Source organism: Psychrobium sp. 1_MG-2023, from assembly GCF_030689115.1.
GTDB lineage: Bacteria > Pseudomonadota > Gammaproteobacteria > Enterobacterales > Psychrobiaceae > Psychrobium.
The window spans coordinates 13,010-32,588 of sequence record NZ_JAUYVJ010000039.1; the positions used below are offsets into that span (position 1 = coordinate 13,010).

At 42.3% G+C, this 19,579-nt stretch carries 13 protein-coding genes; 7 read left to right on the plus strand and 6 right to left on the minus strand.

Translation table 11 applies throughout. The annotated features are described in order from the left end of the window. Positions 1-25: 25 nt before the first annotated feature. From trmD to Q8W26_RS16255, 4 genes are all read right to left on the minus strand, one after another. Positions 26-766, minus strand: coding sequence for a tRNA (guanosine(37)-N1)-methyltransferase TrmD (gene trmD / locus Q8W26_RS16240; protein ID WP_101215533.1), 741 nt, complete (start codon positions 764-766; stop codon positions 26-28). A gap of 18 nt (positions 767-784) precedes the next feature. After that, positions 785-1,315, minus strand: a complete 531-nt coding sequence (gene rimM / locus Q8W26_RS16245) for a ribosome maturation factor RimM (protein ID WP_101215532.1) — start codon at positions 1,313-1,315, stop codon at positions 785-787. A gap of 9 nt (positions 1,316-1,324) precedes the next feature. After that, complete coding sequence (gene rpsP, locus Q8W26_RS16250) at positions 1,325-1,573, minus strand: 30S ribosomal protein S16 (RefSeq protein ID WP_101215531.1); 249 nt, start codon at positions 1,571-1,573, stop codon at positions 1,325-1,327. 329 nt (positions 1,574-1,902) lie between these two features. Continuing rightward, positions 1,903-3,960, minus strand: a complete 2,058-nt coding sequence (locus tag Q8W26_RS16255) for a TonB-dependent receptor (RefSeq protein ID WP_101215530.1) — start codon at positions 3,958-3,960, stop codon at positions 1,903-1,905. A gap of 129 nt (positions 3,961-4,089) precedes the next feature. Here Q8W26_RS16255 and Q8W26_RS16260 point away from each other — a divergent pair, with 129 nt between their 5' ends. The 4 genes from Q8W26_RS16260 to Q8W26_RS16275 all read left to right on the plus strand — a co-directional run bounded on the left by Q8W26_RS16260 (position 4,090) and on the right by Q8W26_RS16275 (position 7,598). Next, on the plus strand, positions 4,090-4,353 hold the full coding sequence (locus tag Q8W26_RS16260; protein WP_153071530.1) for a hypothetical protein: 264 nt from the start codon (positions 4,090-4,092) through the stop codon (positions 4,351-4,353). Then, the gene (locus Q8W26_RS16265) at positions 4,353-4,652 is read left to right on the plus strand and encodes a hypothetical protein (protein ID WP_101215528.1); all 300 of its coding nucleotides are present in this window, start codon (positions 4,353-4,355) and stop codon (positions 4,650-4,652) included. The genes Q8W26_RS16260 and Q8W26_RS16265 overlap by 1 nt, the downstream gene beginning before the upstream one ends. After that, positions 4,649-6,262: a PepSY domain-containing protein gene (locus Q8W26_RS16270; RefSeq protein ID WP_101215527.1), complete on the plus strand. Its 1,614-nt coding sequence runs from the start codon at positions 4,649-4,651 to the stop codon at positions 6,260-6,262. The genes Q8W26_RS16265 and Q8W26_RS16270 overlap by 4 nt, the downstream gene beginning before the upstream one ends. Before the next feature lie 220 nt (positions 6,263-6,482). Next, complete coding sequence (locus Q8W26_RS16275; RefSeq protein ID WP_305473773.1) at positions 6,483-7,598, plus strand: MBL fold metallo-hydrolase; 1,116 nt, start codon at positions 6,483-6,485, stop codon at positions 7,596-7,598. Positions 7,599-7,606: 8 nt separating this feature from the next. On the opposite strand, the gene Q8W26_RS16280 is transcribed toward Q8W26_RS16275, so the two are convergent. Continuing rightward, on the minus strand, positions 7,607-9,475 hold the full coding sequence (locus tag Q8W26_RS16280) for a winged helix-turn-helix domain-containing protein (RefSeq protein ID WP_101215525.1): 1,869 nt from the start codon (positions 9,473-9,475) through the stop codon (positions 7,607-7,609). A 72-nt stretch (positions 9,476-9,547) separates the two neighbouring features. Further along, a complete protein-coding gene (gene ffh, locus Q8W26_RS16285) occupies positions 9,548-10,939 on the minus strand; it encodes a signal recognition particle protein (RefSeq protein ID WP_101215524.1) in 1,392 nt (463 codons plus the stop codon). A gap of 235 nt (positions 10,940-11,174) precedes the next feature. Between ffh and Q8W26_RS16290 the strand changes: the two genes are divergently transcribed. The 3 genes from Q8W26_RS16290 (at position 11,175) to metH (ending at position 19,451) form a co-directional block, all read left to right on the plus strand. Then, positions 11,175-12,422, plus strand: coding sequence for an efflux RND transporter periplasmic adaptor subunit (locus Q8W26_RS16290; RefSeq protein ID WP_101215523.1), 1,248 nt, complete (start codon positions 11,175-11,177; stop codon positions 12,420-12,422). Continuing rightward, entirely contained in the window at positions 12,419-15,523 is a 3,105-nt protein-coding gene (locus tag Q8W26_RS16295) for an efflux RND transporter permease subunit (protein ID WP_101215522.1), read from the plus strand. Before Q8W26_RS16290 ends, Q8W26_RS16295 begins: the two co-directional genes overlap by 4 nt. 226 nt (positions 15,524-15,749) lie before the next feature. Then, positions 15,750-19,451, plus strand: a complete 3,702-nt coding sequence (gene metH, locus Q8W26_RS16300) for a methionine synthase (RefSeq protein ID WP_101215521.1) — start codon at positions 15,750-15,752, stop codon at positions 19,449-19,451. Positions 19,452-19,579 lie beyond the last annotated feature (128 nt).

The following is a 19,579-nucleotide window of genomic DNA, read 5'->3' on the forward strand; positions in this document are numbered from 1 at the left end:
ATTCCTAGATTATACTGAAACTCTTCTAACCTTTGTCTTTTTCAACAAAGCTTGCAAGGATATTCTCTTGCTGGTCAGTCAGAGCTAGGTTATTTATTAAATCGGGTCGACGTTTTAAAGTTCTCTCTAACGATTGCTCTAAACGCCAACGCTTAATTTTTTCATGATTACCACTTAGTAAGACTGAAGGAACTGTCATACCGTCTAAGTTTTCAGGTCGAGTGTAATGTGGACAATCTAGCAGACCATCAGCAAACGAATCTTGTTCAGCTGAAGCTTGCTTACCCAACACTCCGGGAACAAAGCGCGACACTGCATCAATCAATGTCATCGCCGGAAGTTCTCCACCACTTAATACGTAATCACCAATAGACCATTCTTCATCGACTAGCGATTGAATAATCCGTTCATCTATTCCTTCATAGCGACCACAAATAAGGATTAACTTATCTGATTGGCTTAGCTCTTCAACCCCAGTTTGGTCTAGACGACGTCCCTGTGGTGATAAATAGATAACTTTAGCGTCGCCACCTGCAGCTTGTTTAGCAGCAAGTATTGCATCTCGCAATGGTTGAACCATCATTAACATCCCTGGACCACCGCCATAAGGACGATCATCAACAGTACGATGTTTATCATGGGTGAAATCACGAGGATTCCAACATTGCAATTGTATTAAGCCTTGTTTAACGGCTCGTCCTGTTACGCCCTGTTCAGTAATCGCACGAAACATTTCAGGAAAAAGCGTGATCACGCCTAACCACATATTACGTACTCCAAACAGTTAGAAATCAGGATCCCAGTCCACTTCAATAACACGAGTTTCGCGATTAATATTAATAATCACTTGCCCGTCTACTAAAGGGATTAATCTTTCTTTTTTACCGAAACCATCACGAGCATTAGCTTTCACTTGCAGAACGTCATTAGAACCAGTTTCCATTAAGCCATCTACATGACCAAAGTGGTAACCTTTAATGTTCTTAACTTCCATTCCAATTAGCTCACGCCAATAAAAGTCATTTTCATCAAGCTCAGCCAGTTGTTCAGGTTTTACTGCTATTTTACAACCGGTTAAACGCACAGCGTCATCACGGTCATCCACATCAGCAAAACGAGCAACAACGCCCTTGCCATGACGTCGCCATTCGGCAACTTTCATTTCTGCCCACTGACCTTTGCTCTCTACAAGCCAAGATGAATAGTCAAAAATACTCTCAGGTAAATCAGTATAGGTAGTAATTTTCATCCAACCCTTAATACCGTAGGGTGCACCAACGCAACCTAACAATACCTTGTCGGTTTGATTACTCATCAATTACCCTTAAGCCGCTTTTTGAGCGTCTTTAATTAATTTTGCTACACGGTCAGAAGCTTGAGCGCCTTGGCCTACCCAGTGTGCTACACGGTCTAGGTCAATACGTAAAGTTTCTTCTTGGCCACGGGCCATTGGGTTGAAGAAACCAATTTTCTCAATATAACGGCCGTCACGAGCGCGACGACTATCTGCTACTACTACCTGGTAGAAAGGACGCTTCTTAGCGCCACCACGTGCCAAACGAATGGTTACCATAGGTAAATATTCCTCTAATGTTTAATGGCAATTAAGCCAGAGTGTTAACTAAATGTTTTCTCAACCTGTTTATATATGTACAACGAAATACGCGACATAATAATTAAATCAGGTCAAATAGAACGCACCCCAGACTAGAAAGCTCGCAAATTATACGTGAATAGCTAACGACTGCAAACTTTTATCGGTTGTTTGGTTCACATTTTTTAATGGATTAGGAAATTGTGTTTAATATAGGAAGGAATTAGGCTATTTTTGCAGTTCAATCAATTTAAAGGGGGGGGCGTCTCTAATGTACGGCCCCCTTCTTATTTCATATATCTATCAAATTAAAAGTTATACTGTACTGATACACCCATATTACGAGGGTCAGTAATCGCAGCATAGCCTAATGGAGCACGGCGGCCTGCGGGTTCTAATACAGTAATGCCTTTTTTGTCAAAGACATTATTAACAAAGCCAGACACCCTCCAATTATCAACCTGATAATCAAGATTTAAACGCGTTGTGCTAAAACCACCAGCCACACGCTCGGGTGTATTGTAATAATCGCCAAAATATTCATCAACATATTGTGTCGACACATCGACAGTAAATACATCACTCACCCAATATTTAGCGCCAATACTCGCATTAGATTTAGGAGCAGAGTTAAGTTCATTGCCTTTAACATCACCAAAACTTGGGTCTGCGTCAGTAATTTCAGTGTCTAACACACCAAGGCCTGTACGCAATTGCAGACTATCAGAAACAAATGCGGTGACCTCAACCTCTAACCCTGTGCTTTGCGCATCATCAATGTTAGAAATTTTTCTCATTAAATCAGAACCCTGATAGCCATCAAAGTTATTAAAGAATAGGTTCGCACTAATATTAACGTCACCATCGTACTGAGAGCTACGCACGCTTAATTCATAAGTATTAACGGCTTCTTGATCAAAGTAATAGTATTCATTATCACGCGTCATGGCACCGCCACCAGCATTGTAACCGCGACGAGCACTCGCAGATATTGTTGTCTCATCACTCATCGCATATTGGACTACAAGCTTTGGCAACACGAAGGTTTTTTCGTTATCTAAACGATCATGAACATAGGCTTCTCCGATCAACATATGGAAATCACGTAGTTGCTCTTCACGCTCAACTCGGCCACCCGCAATCACATTAAATTTCTCATTAATCTCATAGTTAACTTCACCATAAAGTGACATAGACTTACTTTCATCGTCACCGTGGTAAGGCCACGCGCCTTGAGAATTAAACTTTTGTTCGCGCTGATAAAGTGCAACACCAACAAAACCTTGAGTGGTAGTCGTTGCATTACCAAAATTTACCTTGCCATCAATAGTGTAGCTATCATCGTTCATTTTAACCGTTTGCTGACGTCCGGCATTGGCTTCATAAGAACTAAAGCCCCAATCATATTTCATTTGCGCCACAAGCAAATCAAACGACAGTTCACTGTTTATTTGATAATCGACTTTTACCGATGCCGTATCCGAGCCAGTTTCCATATAACGTTGTGAGTAAGGATTAAACGCCCACGGATCATCTGCCGTGAAATAATTACGCCCAGCATTGCCTTTTTCGTCAGCATAAGCATAGCTAAATAAGACTTTTAATGAGTCATCGCCGCTTGGTTGCCATAACACTTTACCGCGTAAGCGATTTGTTTTTAACTCGTTTAAATCAAAGGGTGGCGGGTTATCTGCATGCACTATTTCTTTTTTGAAGGTTTCGCCATCAACATTTTGTCCCGTTAAACGAAATGCGAGCTTGTCATCCATGATTGGTCCAGAAACCATAAAGGCGCTATCGATATAGCTTGACTGGTCGCGATAAGCGACACGCGCGGCGCCATCCCATTCAAATGTTGGCTCAAACGTTGTAATAAATACAGAACCTGCGATGCTATTTCGACCATTGCTGGTTGATTGGGGGCCACGAAATACCTCTATTTGAGAGATATCCCACAGACCCGTATCACCAGATAGGTCGGCAACAAAAGGTTCAGCAACACCATCAATTAGCGTTGATACACGTGCTTTTGAGCCGCCCGTAAATGAGTTAAACCCTGTTGCAGAACCATTACCTGAAACACCGCGAATGTCGGGAACCGCGCCGCTTAATGCAACAACATTGGCGACATCGCCTACCGCATTTGCAACAGATAAATATTGACCGCTGAGTAAGGTTTCGGCATCGATCACTGACACCGACGAAGCCGTATCTTTTAGGCTACGTTCGATTTTCTCACCATGGACCGTAATAACATCCATTGATTTTGTTTGATTCTTTTCATCTTCTGCAAAAGCAGTAGGTGCTAATAGTAAGCTGGCTAATGTGGTTGCAAGCGCATTTAATTTAAAAACTGAGGCTTTCATAACTTCCTGTATCCGTTGTTCAAAAAATTTGCGCATAATCTACATCAAATAAAAGATAAGCACAATTGCAAATCGTTATCATTAACACTACAATTACAAAAAAATATCACAACCAATAAGGACACTATTGTGACACTTCAGTTTTTAGCCATCTTGCTCACTGTTATTGGTGCTGGCTTAACTTACCTTAGTAATAAAAATCAACGTTTAATAGCTACAAAGCTCGTCGCTAAGTGGGCATACAGCGGTATTTCCCTGATGTTGATTTCTTTTGCACTTTGGTTGCAACTCTTTTCAGGAGCGGTTGCTTTTTTCATTTGGGTATTTACCAGTGCAATGGCGTTAACCATTATTCCATTGCTTAGCTTACTCAAACGCACGGAGGCCAACTGATGACTCGTTTAAGCGCCGATCAAAAAATCCAACCCCATTGGTGGTCTAAAACCTTATCAGGCAGTATTTTGGGGCTCTCATTAGCGTTTGCCTTTGCTTCTATTTTCGCTTGGTATGGGCCCGGTGGAATCGAACCATCAATGAAAACGCAATTTAACATGTGGATCATTAGTCCTATCTGGTTACTGGTCTTAAGCTTTAGTTTCTTATTTAAAACAGGCAAAAAAGCATTCCTCTATTTATCAGCAGCTAATATCGTTGCTTATTCTATCTTCCTTACATTACGGTGGTACCTATGAGAATCCGCGGCGATATCTTAAGAACTTACCAGTCAGTCCATACGTGGACCGGTATTGTGGCTGGTCTCGTGTTGTTTATTGGCTTTTACGCGGGCTCTCTCACCGTATTTAAGCCTGAGATAACCCAGTGGGCGACACCCACTAGCGAATATTTAGCTCCCATAGAGGTTGAAAAGTATGATGCCTTAATTGAGCAAGTAACCGCTAAGCATCAAAAAGCTGCTGATGGTTTCACGCTAAACTTTCATCAACAAGCATCTCCTTTAACATGGTATGAATCTGGAGGCGGCCGTGGTCTGCGTTTAGATGATAGCCTTAATCATGCGACATTAACTCAACAAGACGAGTTAGTAACACAATTAGCCACGCCCAACGAACTAGGCAACTTAATCGATTTATTACACCGCACTGCTGGTATCATCGGTGAAGTGGGTCATGAAGATCTTGGTGTGATTATTTTAGGTATTGCCGCTGTGCTTTACTTTCTAGCACTGGTTTCAGGGGTTATTTTCTTATTGCCGACGCTAGTTAAGAATTTCTTCGCATTAAGAAGTAATAAAGGAGCGAGTCGTTTTTGGCTTGATAGTCATAACTTAGTGGGCATAATCAGTTTGCCTTTTCACCTTATCATCGCTTGGACTGTTATCGTGTTCTCTTTTCACGATGTTTTTTATGGCGGGTTAGGTCTTGCCTACGGTGATAAGCCTTTATTTGAGCGTCAAGCAAAAGCTGAAGTTGCTTATAGTGTTAACAATCTACACCCTGTCGATAAATACATTAAAGAGGTTAACCAACTTGCTCAAGGCTACCAAATAAAGAGTATGGAGTTCTCTCGCTTAAACAGTAAAGCACCGCAGTTAGGCGTGCAAGTGACCAATCCTGACGTAATGAAGCGTGGGCAAGACGCCGACTATATTATGCTTCACCCCTATACGTTAAAGGTGACTTACTCAAGTGTCTTCTCACAAGAACACAACAGTGATCCTTATGGCCCTGTGGTTAAAAGCTTCTTCGCGTTACATTTTGGTAACTACGGCGGTGAAGCCGGGCGTTGGCTTTATTTCGTGATGGGATTGTTAGGTGCATTCTTATTCTATGGCGGTAACTTGCTATGGCTAGAAAAACGTCGTCAGAAACAAACGACTCAAAGCCGTTCCAATCGAGTGATGGCTGCTTTAACCGTTGGTATTTGTTTAGGCTCAGTGCTTGCACTTGTCAGTGCCCTGTTGGCTTCAAAGTGGTTTTATTTGATGCAGGTTCAAATTAACCAAGGCTATGTCTATCTCTATTACGCCATTTTCTTTGCTGCCATTATATTTTGTTTTATCAAAGGGGCAGCATTAGGTGCGATCCGAATTCAGCAGTTACTGGGTACAATTTGCATGGGCATTGTAATAACTTCGGTTATTGCGCCATTAATCCCTGCTCTAGGCTTTATGCAACACCTCGCTATCGGCGGCTTTGAAATCGTTGCTCTAGTCTTCGCTATGGCATTTTTCTACAGTGCACATAAGACGGCACAGCGTGCTTATTATGGCGAGCGAAATAGCATCTGGGCATTAACACCTAATACGGTAAAAGATGTCACACCTCAACAAGTAACCATTTAAACTTGATATCAACCAAGGGGACTAAGCTTTAGTCCCCTTTAATCAGTGCCCCGGCAGATTTTAGACCACACAAAACTCACATGAAAGCCCACATAAAATACTGATTTACAAGTAATTATTTTTCTATTTATTTTCTATTCATAAAAAATAAATTTTCGATAAGACTCATAACAGTCGATAGATTAGCATGTTGAAAACACTGAATTGAGAATACATTTTTATGAAACACAAAACACTACTAACGATAATGACTCTAACGATTTTAACCGGATGTGGAACACAAGTAACTCGTTTGGAAAACCCTGACAGGAAAGAAACCAATAAACCCTATCAAAATTTATTTCCGAGTCACTTTGTGGGTAACGGACCACATCATGTAAATGACGATCTCGATTTACTAAAGCCGCACGAAAAGAAAGTCATTAAACACGCTCTTTTTGACCCGGTACCATCGCACAAATACAGTAAGACATTCGGGTTTAATTACTCAGACTTGGTGTATTCAGATATACACCTCGATGCAAATAAAAGAGGGGAATTAACATGGCTGGGCCATGCAAGTTTTTTAATCCAACAAATGAATAGCGACGCACTCGTTACGGACCCTGTCTTTAATGAATTTGATGGCTTTTTAGGCTGGCTTGGTCAACAAGTCAGCCCTTCCTTTGTTCGTCAGGGAGAAGCCGTTGTTAAAGCTTCACAGCTACCCTTTGTTTCTGGCGTGTTAATTTCACATAATCACTTTGACCATTTGAGCAACACAACATTAAACCAGTTTCATCAAAATACACATTTATATCTGCCGTTAGATAATAGTGAAGATGTGGATTACTCATCAGGGCCTATTACCGAGATGGATTGGTATACTCAAACACAACACAACCAAACCAGCGTTCATTTTTTACCTAGTAACCATAACTCTGCAAGAGGAGTACTTGATGCCAATGAAAGCTTATGGGGAAGTTGGATGCTCGATGACGGCCAATATAAAGTGTACTTTGCCGGTGACACTGGTTATAGCGATGTGTTTAAAGATATCAGAAAACAAGTCGGTGCGATGGATGTTTGTTTAATGCCGATCATTGCTTATCATGAAGGAAAGCGTAGCGTTCATATGTCACCAGAGGATGCAATAAAAGCAGCAGAGGATCTCGGCTGCAAAATATTTGTTCCTTGGGGCTATGGTACTTGGACATTAGGCTGTGAGCATGCCAACGAGCCGCTTAGACGTCTCGAGCTCGAGATTGGGCAAACCCAACCTAATTTCATAGTAAGTAAATTAAAAATGGGCGAAAGTTTAAATTACCATCACCTTTTGCAAAGCTTAAAAGGCTAAAAACGTAATTAACTGATACTTTGATGGCTTGTACCATCAAAGTATCCAAGCTCAGTTAACTCTGCTTTATGTTTTTCCAACCAAAACGCTGACGCATGTCGCTTAATGTAATCTTGGTAATCTGGGGTATTTGGATCGTTCATATAGCCTTGTAACTGGAAAAGCAATAATGCACCATGGAGTGCATTGTTGTATTCATAGTTTAATCGAGCCTGCTCAAATGCTCGTTTGGCTAGAGCGATGGCAGCGATATTATCCTGCTTAGCACGCAATAACCTCGCCTGTTGAATTAAGTTAAAGCTGTCTTGCGGCAACAACTCAAATAACGCGAAAGCTTCTTGCCAACGTGACTTATCAATATACCAGCTCATTAACTCTTCCGTGGCACTTTCATAAATCCACTGGTATTTATTTAATTTAGGTAAACCCAATACCTTTAGATAATATGATTCAGCCTCGGCTTTACTTGGAGCAAAAAGCCCTAAGTGATAATGAATGACAGCAGAGTGTGCTTGCGATACCTGATGAGTTAGCAATAACGATTTTGCTGTATTCAAATATTGATAACGATTTACAACATCGCCTAGTTTATGAGATAAAATGGAGCCTGTCGTATAGGCACTAGCATGTGCTAAAACAGCCTTTTTCTGTTGTGCGTATTTTGCGGCATTTTCAATATGCTGCTGCATGCGTTTAGGCGTGTGCTGGGCATACGCAAGCCAGGCCAAAGATAGCTCTATTTTATGTCTTACCTCGACAAACTGCTTTTGTGGCGCGAGGTCTAAAGCGTGATTATAAAACTTTTTCGCTTGAATAAACTTTTGCTGTTGATGATAAATAGCGCCTTTTACGTACAGGCCCAATGCTCGATAGGGTGAAGCGGCTTTATTCCCTGCTAACTGAATTAGCTTTTCTGCCAATGCGTTCGCGACATCATAATTTTGTTCCTTAACCTGTTGCAATAATAATTGATGCACCACAGACATATTTTCAGGCTGTTGCGCTAACAGTAAATTTAACTTCGAACTGACAAGCGCCGAATTAGGCTCATTAAGTAAATTAGCTTGCTCAATAGCTTCGACTGTGGCTTTAAGCGATGAAACTAAAGACCGCTGATCAGGAGCAGTTAAATAGCCAGACCAATTTCTATGATGACCGAATAGTTTATATTCAATACTCATTTGGCCATCATGCGTGTATAAGAAACCTGATAGGAGTATAACATTTGTACCCACGCTCATTGCTTGTCTACTTTCCTCAGGGTAAGTAAACAACATACGGGTGTTAATAGAAGAGCTCCCTTTTAGTTCACCACCGCTAGCATTATGCTGATGCATCTGCCGATTAAAGTGGTCCAGTTGAGTTGCTTCAGTATCGTCCTGTATAGAGAAAGGGATCAAATAAACTCGGCTGTTGTGCTCTGATGCGAGTTGCTCGTTGTCTGTGAAATAAACCAATAAAGCCACCAGCACAACTGCAATGCATGCACTTAAAAATACATATGAAGACTTCGGTACCCCAGTAGTTTCACTGGTTGTTACACTCGACTTATCTTGTAAGGCGGCCAGCTCAAAGGGCCGTTGCCATTGATAACCTTTTTTTGAAAAAGTTTTGATCGCATCACGGCCAAACAACTGTCGTAATTGACTAATATTTTGAAAGACAACTTGTTCCGAGACGACTTGTTCACCCCAGACTTGGCTTAGGATGTGCTCTTTACTTAGAATTTTATCTTGATTTTCGAGAAATAGAGCCAGCAATTTGGCTTCGTTACTTTTTAAAGCCTTGGGCTGGTTGTTGTGATAAAGAGTTAGACTTTCTTGATCAAAACAATAATTTTCATAGATATACTGCATAGCGACTTGTTTATTTGGCACCTTGACTATTCATTGCATAAAAAAACCCTGCGCTAAAGACAGGGCTTTTAATAGTACAGCTAAAGGACGTGTTTATCTCGGTGGCATACCACCAAAACCACCGCCACCACCCATACCAGGTGGTAACATACCCTTCATGCCGCGCATCATTTTTTGCATGCCGCCTTTACCAGACATTTTCTTCATCATTTTTTGCATTTGAGTAAATTGCTTCAATAACTTATTAACGTCTTGGATTTGGGTACCTGAACCCGCAGCGATACGACGCTTACGAGACCCTTTAATAATTTCTGGACGAGCGCGCTCTGCTGGCGTCATCGAAGAGATGATAGCTTCCATGCGCACAGTCATTTTATCATCCATTTGATTTTTAACAGCGTCTGGTACGTTACCCATGCCCGGTAATTTATCCATCATGCCCATCATGCCGCCCATGTTACGCATCTGCGCAAGCTGGTCACGGAAATCTTCTAAATCAAAGCCTTTGCCTTTCTTAATTTTCTTTGCAAGTTTTTCCGCTTTGGTTTTATCAACTTTACGTTCAACTTCTTCAATTAAAGAAAGAACATCACCCATCCCCAAAATTCGTGATGCAACACGATCAGGGTGGAAAGGCTCTAGAGCATCGGTTTTTTCACCAACACCTAAAAACTTAATTGGTTTGCCAGTAATGTGACGAATCGATAACGCCGCACCACCACGAGCATCACCGTCTGTTTTGGTTAAGATAACACCCGTCAGCGGTAGTGCTTCATTAAACGCTTTAGCGGTGTTTGCCGCATCTTGACCCGTCATTGCATCAACAACAAAGAGAGTCTCTACTGGTTTAACCGCACTGTGAAGATCGATGATCTCATCCATCATATCGCTATCAACGTGTAGACGACCCGCGGTATCTAAAATGACAACATCGATGAATTTCTTTTTCGCGTGGGCAATTGCCGCATTAGCGATATCTACTGGCTTTTGCGAAATATCAGATGGGAAGAATTCCACTTCAACTTCAGTAGCAAGGGTTTCTAACTGCTTAATCGCCGCAGGACGGTATACGTCGGCACTTACAACTAAAACAGATTTCTTTTCACGCTCACGTAAAAATTTAGATAGTTTTGCAACAGAGGTCGTTTTACCCGCACCTTGCAGACCCGCCATCATGATAACAGCCGGAGGTTGGGCGTTTAAATTCAGGGCTTCGTTAACTTCACCCATCGCCGCTTCAAGCTCAGCCTGAACAATTTTTACAAAGACTTGGCCCGGGCTTAAGCTTTTAGTCACTTCAGTACCAACAGCGCGCGCCTTGACTTTCTTAATAAACTCACGAACTACAGGTAAGGCAACATCAGCCTCTAATAACGCCATGCGTACTTCACGCAGCGTTTCTTTAATATTGTCTTCAGTTAGGCGACCGCGACCACTAATATTTTTTAGGGTACTGGATAATCGATCGGTAAGGTTCTCAAACATAAATAACTCAAACCATTAATATAAGAATAGATAAATTCCTAGCATTATAACCTGCCAGATTAAAAATAGGCTAGGCTTAATCTATATCTAGCCCCTGATAACATGGAATGTTTCAAAATATTTCAAGTAATCGTTTATGTAAAGCAATGTAAAAGCGCTTAACCTGAGCATGGATTACTGTAATCTGCCCTTATCGAAGTACTCTTAATGAAACACCTAAAATAAAGTAGTAGTCATGAAAATAATAAAAAAATTAATCCCCTTTGTTGTTTTAATCGTGTTAGTTGGCATCGCCGTAGCTATCTTCTATACGCCACCTCAGACTAAGAAGCGAGGCTCCCGCCCTGCTCCATCAATGATTATTGAAAAGCAAACAATCAACCAAGCTCCCTATCAAGTGACCTTGCAATCGTTTGGTAAAGTCACGGCAAAACACCAAGGCCAACTGACCGCACAAGTGTCAGGACAAATCGTGGCCGTATCACCAGCGTTTAATGAAGGTAGCTTTTTCAAAAAAGGGGAAGTGTTAGTCAGTATTGACCCACGCGATTACCTTATTCGCGTTGAGTCAGCGCAAGCAGAGTTGGCTCAAGCACAAGTAGCCTATGACGAAGAAGTTGCTCGTTCAGCCCAAGCGATTAAAGATCGTAACACTTTAGGTTCGCTCAATGAGGCAAGTGATTTTGCCTTAAGAAAACCACAAATGGCAGCAGCTAAAGCCAAGCTAATGGCGGCGTCTGCAAACATGAAGCAAGCTAAGCTTGATGTTGAGCGTACTAGGATCATCGCCCCGTATGATGGACGTCTTTTAACTAAAAATGCTGATATCGGCCAAGTCATTAACAGTAATACTAATTTGGCTAGCATTTTTTCAACAGAGGTTGCTGAAGTCCGTTTACCGATTAAAAACTCACAGTTAGCATTAATTGATTTACCGAATAATCATCAATCTCAGCAACAAGTAAACGATTCCAGTGTGAGCATCATTAATACCATTGGGGGTGAAGCTCAATATTGGCCATCAACCATTGCTCGAACAAGTGGTAGCATTGACCAAAATACCCAGCAGATCAATATTATTAGTGAGGTTTTACGCCCATTTGATGCCGCAGATAAGCGTTCGTTAAACATTGGGCAATTCGTTAATGCAACCATTAGTGGCCGTACCATTGCAGATGCGATAGTTATTCCTAATTCAACTATCTACCAAGGCAGCTATGTCTATCTTTATCAAGACGGTAAATTGCAACGCCGTGATATAGAAATAGGTTTTCAAAATGAATCCGACGCTCTAGTAACTAGTGGTTTAAGTGCTGGCGAGGATCTTGTAACCACACCGTTAGGCCAAGTGAGCTCAGGAACAGCCGTACAACTAAAAGGAAGTAAGAAAAGCACACGACGCCCACAAAACCGTGCAGGTGGTAACAATCAGAAACCAGCACCAACGCAACGTGAGAGTAAAACACAGGAGCAACGCCCATGATCGCTTGGTTTGCTCGTAATGATGTTGCTGCCAACTTATTAATGTTTTCGATATTAATCGTTGGTTTTATTTTACTGGGTAACAAAATACCATTAGAAGTCTTTCCGTCGGTTGAGCCTAGAACTATTTCAGTATCTGTGAGCCTGCGAGGTGCAACACCAGAAGATACCGAACAAGGTATAGCCATACTGGTTGAAGAAGCGATTCAAGATTTAGAAGGAATTAAGCAACTTACTAGTCGCTCTTCAGAAGGCAGTGCGTCAGTGCGTGCCGAAATAGACAAAGGCGTTGATAGCCAAAAGCTACTGAACGAAATTAAAAGCCGCGTTGACGCGATTAACAATTTTCCAGTCGCTGCTGAGAAACCCATTGTCAGCCTTGCTAAATACCAACGGGAAGTTATTAGTGTCGTTATTGCTGGGCCGCAATCTGAAAAAGAGATACGTCAAATGGCAGAACATGTCAGGGACGATATTTTACGTTTAGACGGTGTAACGCAAGTTGAACTAGACTCAGTGCGCCCTTATGAAATAACCATTGAAGTGAATCAGGATATTTTACGCCAGTATCAAATTAGCCTAAATCAAATATCACAAGCGATTGCCAACAGTTCCAAAGATTTATCTTCTGGTAATATTAAAACTCGTGGTGGTGATGTCCTTATTCGCTCATCAGGTCAAGCCTACCGCCAGGATGACTATGAAAATATTATTATTCTGACCCAAAGTGATGGTAGTTTAATTCGCTTAAAAGACATCGCTAAAGTCAATGATGGCTTTGATGATAGCCAATTTTCAAGCCGCTTTAATGGTAAAAACGCTGCGTTTGTTGAGGTCTATCGAATCGGTAATCAAAGTGCCATTGAAGTTGCCGACGCCGTTAAAGCCTATTTAGCCGAAAAGCAGCCGTTAATGCCTGACAGTGTTGATTTAACTTATTGGCGTGACCGTTCAACCATCGTTAAAAACCGTTTAAACACCCTATCAACCAATGCGATGCAAGGGGGGATTTTAGTTCTACTTCTACTTACTCTTTTCTTGCGTCCCGCGATTGCACTATGGGTATTTATTGGTATTCCGGTGAGTTTTATGGGGGCATTTTTCTTAATGCCAGTGCTAGGTGTGACATTAAATATCTTTAGCCTGTTTGCCTTTATTTTGGTGCTAGGAATTGTGGTCGATGATGCCATTGTCACTGGCGAGAATATCTACTCGCATTTACGACATAGCGAAACTGGACTTCAAGCAGCGATTCGAGGAACCCAAGAGGTGTCAGTTCCTGTAACCTTTGGTATTTTAACGACCATTGTTGCCTTCTTACCACTAGCCTTTATCGAAGGTCGCCGCGGTGATATTTTTGCTCAAATTCCGATTGTGGTGATCCCAATTTTATTGTTCTCGTTAATTGAGTCAAAGCTAGTACTACCTGCACATTTAAAACACATTAAATTACGCCAAGATAAGAAATCTGATAATGCATTCTCTCGTTTCCAAGAGCGTTTTGCCGACGGCTTTGAAAATGCGATTTTAAAATACTACCAACCGATTCTAGGGGTTTGTCTAAACAACAAACGTACGACACTATTTAGTTTCATTGGTGTACTGCTAATTATCATTAGCTTGCTTGCTAGTGGCTGGATGCGTTTTACTTTCTTCCCACGTGTAGAAAGTGAAACGGCTCGCGCCTCGTTAACCATGCCTACGGGTACGCCATATGAAGTGACGGATCATTACATCACTAAAATGACCGACGCTGCATTTGCGTTAAAAGCTAAATACTATGAACGAGAAGGTATAGACTTAATCCTTGATATTAACTCAACCACAGGCAGCAATGGCCGCTCTCAGGGTTCTCATCTGGGACGGGTCATGTTCCAAATTGTGCCACCTGAGCAACGTGAACTTAAGATTGGTTCGGGCCAGTTAATGCGTGAGTGGCGCGGTATGATTGGTGAAATCCCCGGCGCGCAAAGCCTCACCTATCGTGCGGAAATCGGTCGCACCTCCGATCCAGTCGATATTCAATTCTCTGGTATCGACTTTAAGGCGCTTGGAGAGGTCGGTGATCAGGTCAAAGAACAACTAGCCCTCTACCCTGCGTTATTTGATATCTCGGACTCTCTTTCTAATGGTAAAGAAGAATTACAAATAGAATTAAACGAGCAAGCCTATGCACTTGGTTTAACCCGTAGTGAGGTTTTGAGCCAAATTCGTGCCGCCTATTTTGGGGTGCAAGTAGAGCGAATCCAACGGGGCCGTGATGATGTACGAGTGATGTTGAAACTACCAAAAGAGCAACGCCAGTCGGTTGCTGGGTTGGAAGATTTACGCATTACCACCGCACAGGGTCAACAGCTCCCGCTCAGTCAAATTGCGACATTAACACCGGGCCTATCCCCAACAACAATTAACCGTATTGACCGTTATCGCACTATGACAGTCACTGCTGATGCCATAAAGTCTGAAGCTGACATGCAGTTAATTCAACGTGAACTACGTGAGTTTATTGACGAACTATTAGTGCTCTATCCGGGTATTCATTACAAATTTGAAGGTGAAGCAAGAGAACAACGCGAGTCCTTTGGCTCAATGGGGCTAGGCTTAATTATTATGTTGTTTGTGATTTACGGCCTGCTAGCCATTCCGTTTAAATCCTACTTACAACCTTTGATTGTAATGTCAGTGATCCCATTTGGTATCATTGGTGCAGTGGCTGGTCACTGGATAATGGGCATGAATTTAACCATTTTAAGTGTCATGGGCATGATGGCGTTGGTGGGTGTTGTAATCAATGACTCACTCGTGCTCGTTGACTATATCAACAAACATTACAGACACGGAAAATTATCCTTACAAGAAGCCGTATTACAGGCTGGCGCAGCTCGATTTAGACCCGTGATGTTAACATCACTCACTACCTTTATCGGGCTAATGCCGTTATTGTTTGAAAAGTCGACACAAGCGCAGTTCCTCATCCCTATGGCCGTTTCATTGGCCTTCGGAATTATCTTTGCAACTTTTATTACCTTAATTTTAGTCCCTATAAACTATATTATGGTTGAAAAAACACGCCTTGGTTATCAACGTTTTATCAACAGTTAACCCCGCTAAACGTCACCCTCGGGTGACGTTTTTTTTATCGCTTATTCTGATAAAGAATAAATAGTCCCAATTAACTCTCGTTATTTTATTTCATCCGTTGTACTATGAGCTTTTAGACGTCTAAACGTCTAATACCAATTAGCAGAATCACATTGAATTTTCAATTAGCCATAAGTGCATTTCAGTGTGACAAAGTAGTTAAGTTATTGGCCATAGGATTATTGTGATGAGTGAACAAGCCACCCAAAGAAAGACCCAAATAGAAGCGATTATGCGTCAACGGATTATGATCCTTGATGGTGCAATGGGTACGATGATTCAAGATCACAACTTCAGTGAAGAACAGTTCCGTGGCGAGCGTTTTAAAGACTGGAGCTGTCCTGTTAAAGGCAATAACGATTTATTATCGATCACCCAAACCGATGCGATTAAAGATATTCACCGCCAATACTATGCTGCTGGCGCTGATATTGTTGAAACGAACACCTTTAATGCCACGACTATTGCGATGGCCGATTACGAGATGGAGTCAGTGTCTCGTGAAATCAACTATACTTCTGCAAAACTCGCTCGTGAAGTGGCCGATGAATTTTTAATTACCGAGCCAAATAAACCACGTTTTGTTGCCGGTGTACTTGGCCCAACCAACCGCACTTGTAGTATTTCACCCGATGTAAACGATCCAGGTTTTCGTAATATCACCTTCAACCAACTCGTTGAAGCGTATACCGAGTCAACTCACGCCCTTATCGAGGGCGGTGCTGATATCATCATGGTTGAGACCATTTTTGATACGCTTAATGCTAAAGCCTGTTTGTTTGCGGTTGAGACTGTATTTGAAGAGCTTGGCTATAGCTTACCCATCATGATTTCAGGCACGATTACTGATGCCTCTGGTCGTACCCTCACCGGACAAACCACCGAAGCGTTTTATAACTCGCTTAACCATGTTAAGCCACTGAGTATTGGCTTAAACTGTGCTTTAGGACCTGCTGAGCTACGCCAATACGTAGAAGAGTTATCACGGATTTGTGAGTTCCCTGTCAGTGCTCACCCTAATGCGGGTTTACCTAATGAATTTGGTGGTTATGATCTTGATGCCGTTGAAATGGCTGGCTATATCGGCGAGTGGGCACAAAGTGGCTTCTTAAACATTGTGGGCGGCTGTTGTGGCACAACACCAGAGCATATTCGCCGTATCAGCGAAAAGTTAGAAGCTATCCAGCCTCGTGAATTACCAACCATTGAAGTTGCGTGTCGCTTATCAGGCCTTGAGCCATATAATATTACCAAAGATTCACTGTATACCAATGTCGGTGAACGAACCAACGTCACAGGTTCGGCACGTTTCTTACGTCTAATTAAAGAAGAAGATTACACCACCGCACTGGAAGTAGCCCTACACCAAGTGGAAGCTGGCGCTCAAATCATCGATATCAATATGGATGAAGGAATGCTTGATGCCAAAGCAGCCATGGTTCGCTTCCTCAATCTAATAGCCTCAGAGCCAGATATTTCGCGTGTGCCGATTATGATTGACTCCTCTAAATGGGATGTTATCGAGGCAGGTCTACAATGTGTGCAAGGTAAATGTATCGTTAACTCAATTTCCCTTAAAGAAGGGGAAGAGATTTTCATTCATCAAGCCAAGTTGATTAAGCGCTATGGCGCTGCCGCCATCGTCATGGCCTTTGATGAAGATGGGCAAGCGGACACCTACGAGCGTAAAGTTGAAATCTGTCAACGCGCTTATGATGTTCTAACCCAGAAAGTAGGCTTCTTACCACAAGATATTATCTTTGACCCGAACATCTTTGCGATTGCCACAGGCATCGAAGAACACAACAACTACGCTGTCGATTTCATTGAAGCGACGCGTTACATCCGTGAGAACCTACCTCATGCAGGTGTCTCTGGTGGTGTTTCTAACGTCTCATTCTCATTCCGTGGTAATAACCCTGTTCGTGAAGCCATTCATGGTGTGTTCTTATATTATGCAATCCAAGCGGGCATGAACATGGGTATCGTTAACGCGGCGCAGTTAGCGATTTATGATGATATTGAAAAAGATTTAAAAGATGCTGTTGAATATGCCGTATTAAACAAAGGCGAAGACGGCACCGAACTATTACTCGAGGTGGCTGAGCGCTACCGCAACGCGGGCTCAAAATCCAAAACCCATGTCCAAGACTTATCATGGCGCGAATTGCCTGTTGTTGACCGTTTAGCTCACTCACTAGTCAAAGGCATCACCGAGTATATCGATGAAGATACTGAAGCGGCGCGCCAAATGTTCGATAAGCCAATTGAGGTGATCGAAGGGCCGTTAATGGATGGTATGAACATCGTCGGCGACTTATTTGGCTCAGGTAAAATGTTCTTACCACAAGTAGTTAAATCGGCGCGAGTAATGAAACAAGCCGTCGCCTATTTAAACCCATACATTGAAGCGGAAAAAACACCGGGACAATCTAACGGCAAAATTGTCATGGCAACAGTGAAAGGTGATGTTCATGATATCGGCAAAAACATCGTCGGCATCGTATTGCAATGTAACGGCTATGAAGTGTTTGATTTAGGCGTAATGGTTAGCGTTGATGAAATCATTAAAGTCGCTAAAGAAAATGATGTTGATGTCATTGGTTTGTCCGGCCTAATCACACCGTCTCTTGATGAAATGGTGCATAACGTTAAAGCGTTTACTCGTGAAGGGTTAACTATTCCAGTACTCATTGGCGGCGCGACTTGTTCTAAGATACATACCGCCGTTAAAATTGCACCGCACTATGAGCACGGTGCACTGTATGTTGCCGATGCTTCTCGCAGTGTCCCTATTGTCACTAAACTTATTAACGACGAGACACGTCCTGGTTGTATTGCTGAACATTATCAAGAGTATGATGTTATGCGTGAGAAACGCCTGAAGCAAGGACAACGTAAAACGCTAGTTAGCCTTGAAGCAGCACGTGCGAATAAATGTACTTTCGACTATTCGAATAACCCTCCAGTGAAACCTAACGTTATGGGTAAGCAGGTATTTTTAGATTACCCACTTGAAAACCTTCTAGAACGAATTGACTGGACACCGTTTTTCCGTTCGTGGGAATTACACGGGAAATACCCAAATATCTTAACCGATAAAGTAGTCGGTGAAGAAGCGACTAAACTTTTTGCTGACGCGCAAGTGATGTTAAAGCAAATCATTGATGAGAAGTGGTTAACCGCTCGCGGGGTCATTGGTTTATACCCAGCCAATAGCGTCAACGATGATGATATTGAGATTTACACTGATGAGTCGCGTGATGAAGTGCTAATGACTACTCATCATTTACGCCAGCAACTGGAGCGCGTCGGAAATAACAATTTCGCGCTATCCGACTTTGTCGCACCAAAGGACACTAATGTGCCTGATTACATGGGTGGATTTGCTGTCACCGCAGGTGTCGGTATCGATGAACATATCGAACGCTTTGAGAAAGCAAACGATGACTATAGTTCGATAATGTTAAAGTCTCTCGCAGACCGTCTTGCTGAGGCTTTTGCCGAACATATGCATGAGCGTGTCCGTAAAGAGTTCTGGGGTTACGCTAGTGATGAAACCTTAGATAATGAAGCGCTCATTCGCGAGAAGTATAAAGGGATCCGCCCAGCCCCAGGTTATCCAGCGTGCCCAGATCATACCGAAAAAGCACTTCTTTGGGACTTGCTGACTCCAGATAAGGACATTGAATTAAACATCACTGAAAGCTTTGCGATGTTCCCAACCGCCGCGGTATCAGGTTGGTATTTCGCTAACCCTGAGTCTCGTTACTTTGGCGTGAGTGATATTAAAAGAGATCAGGTAGAAGACTATGCCAAGCGTAAAGGCATGAGTATCGAAGAAACCGAGCGCTGGTTATCACCAATTTTAAGTTACGATCCAGAATAAAACGATGGGGCGTCGCCCTGAAATTTTTTATTCAGGGTCTCGCTTTGTATATCAACACTGAGATTCCGGCTAAAAGCATGCCAGAATGACGATGTTGGAGTTTGCCACACAACGTCGCCCTGAAATTT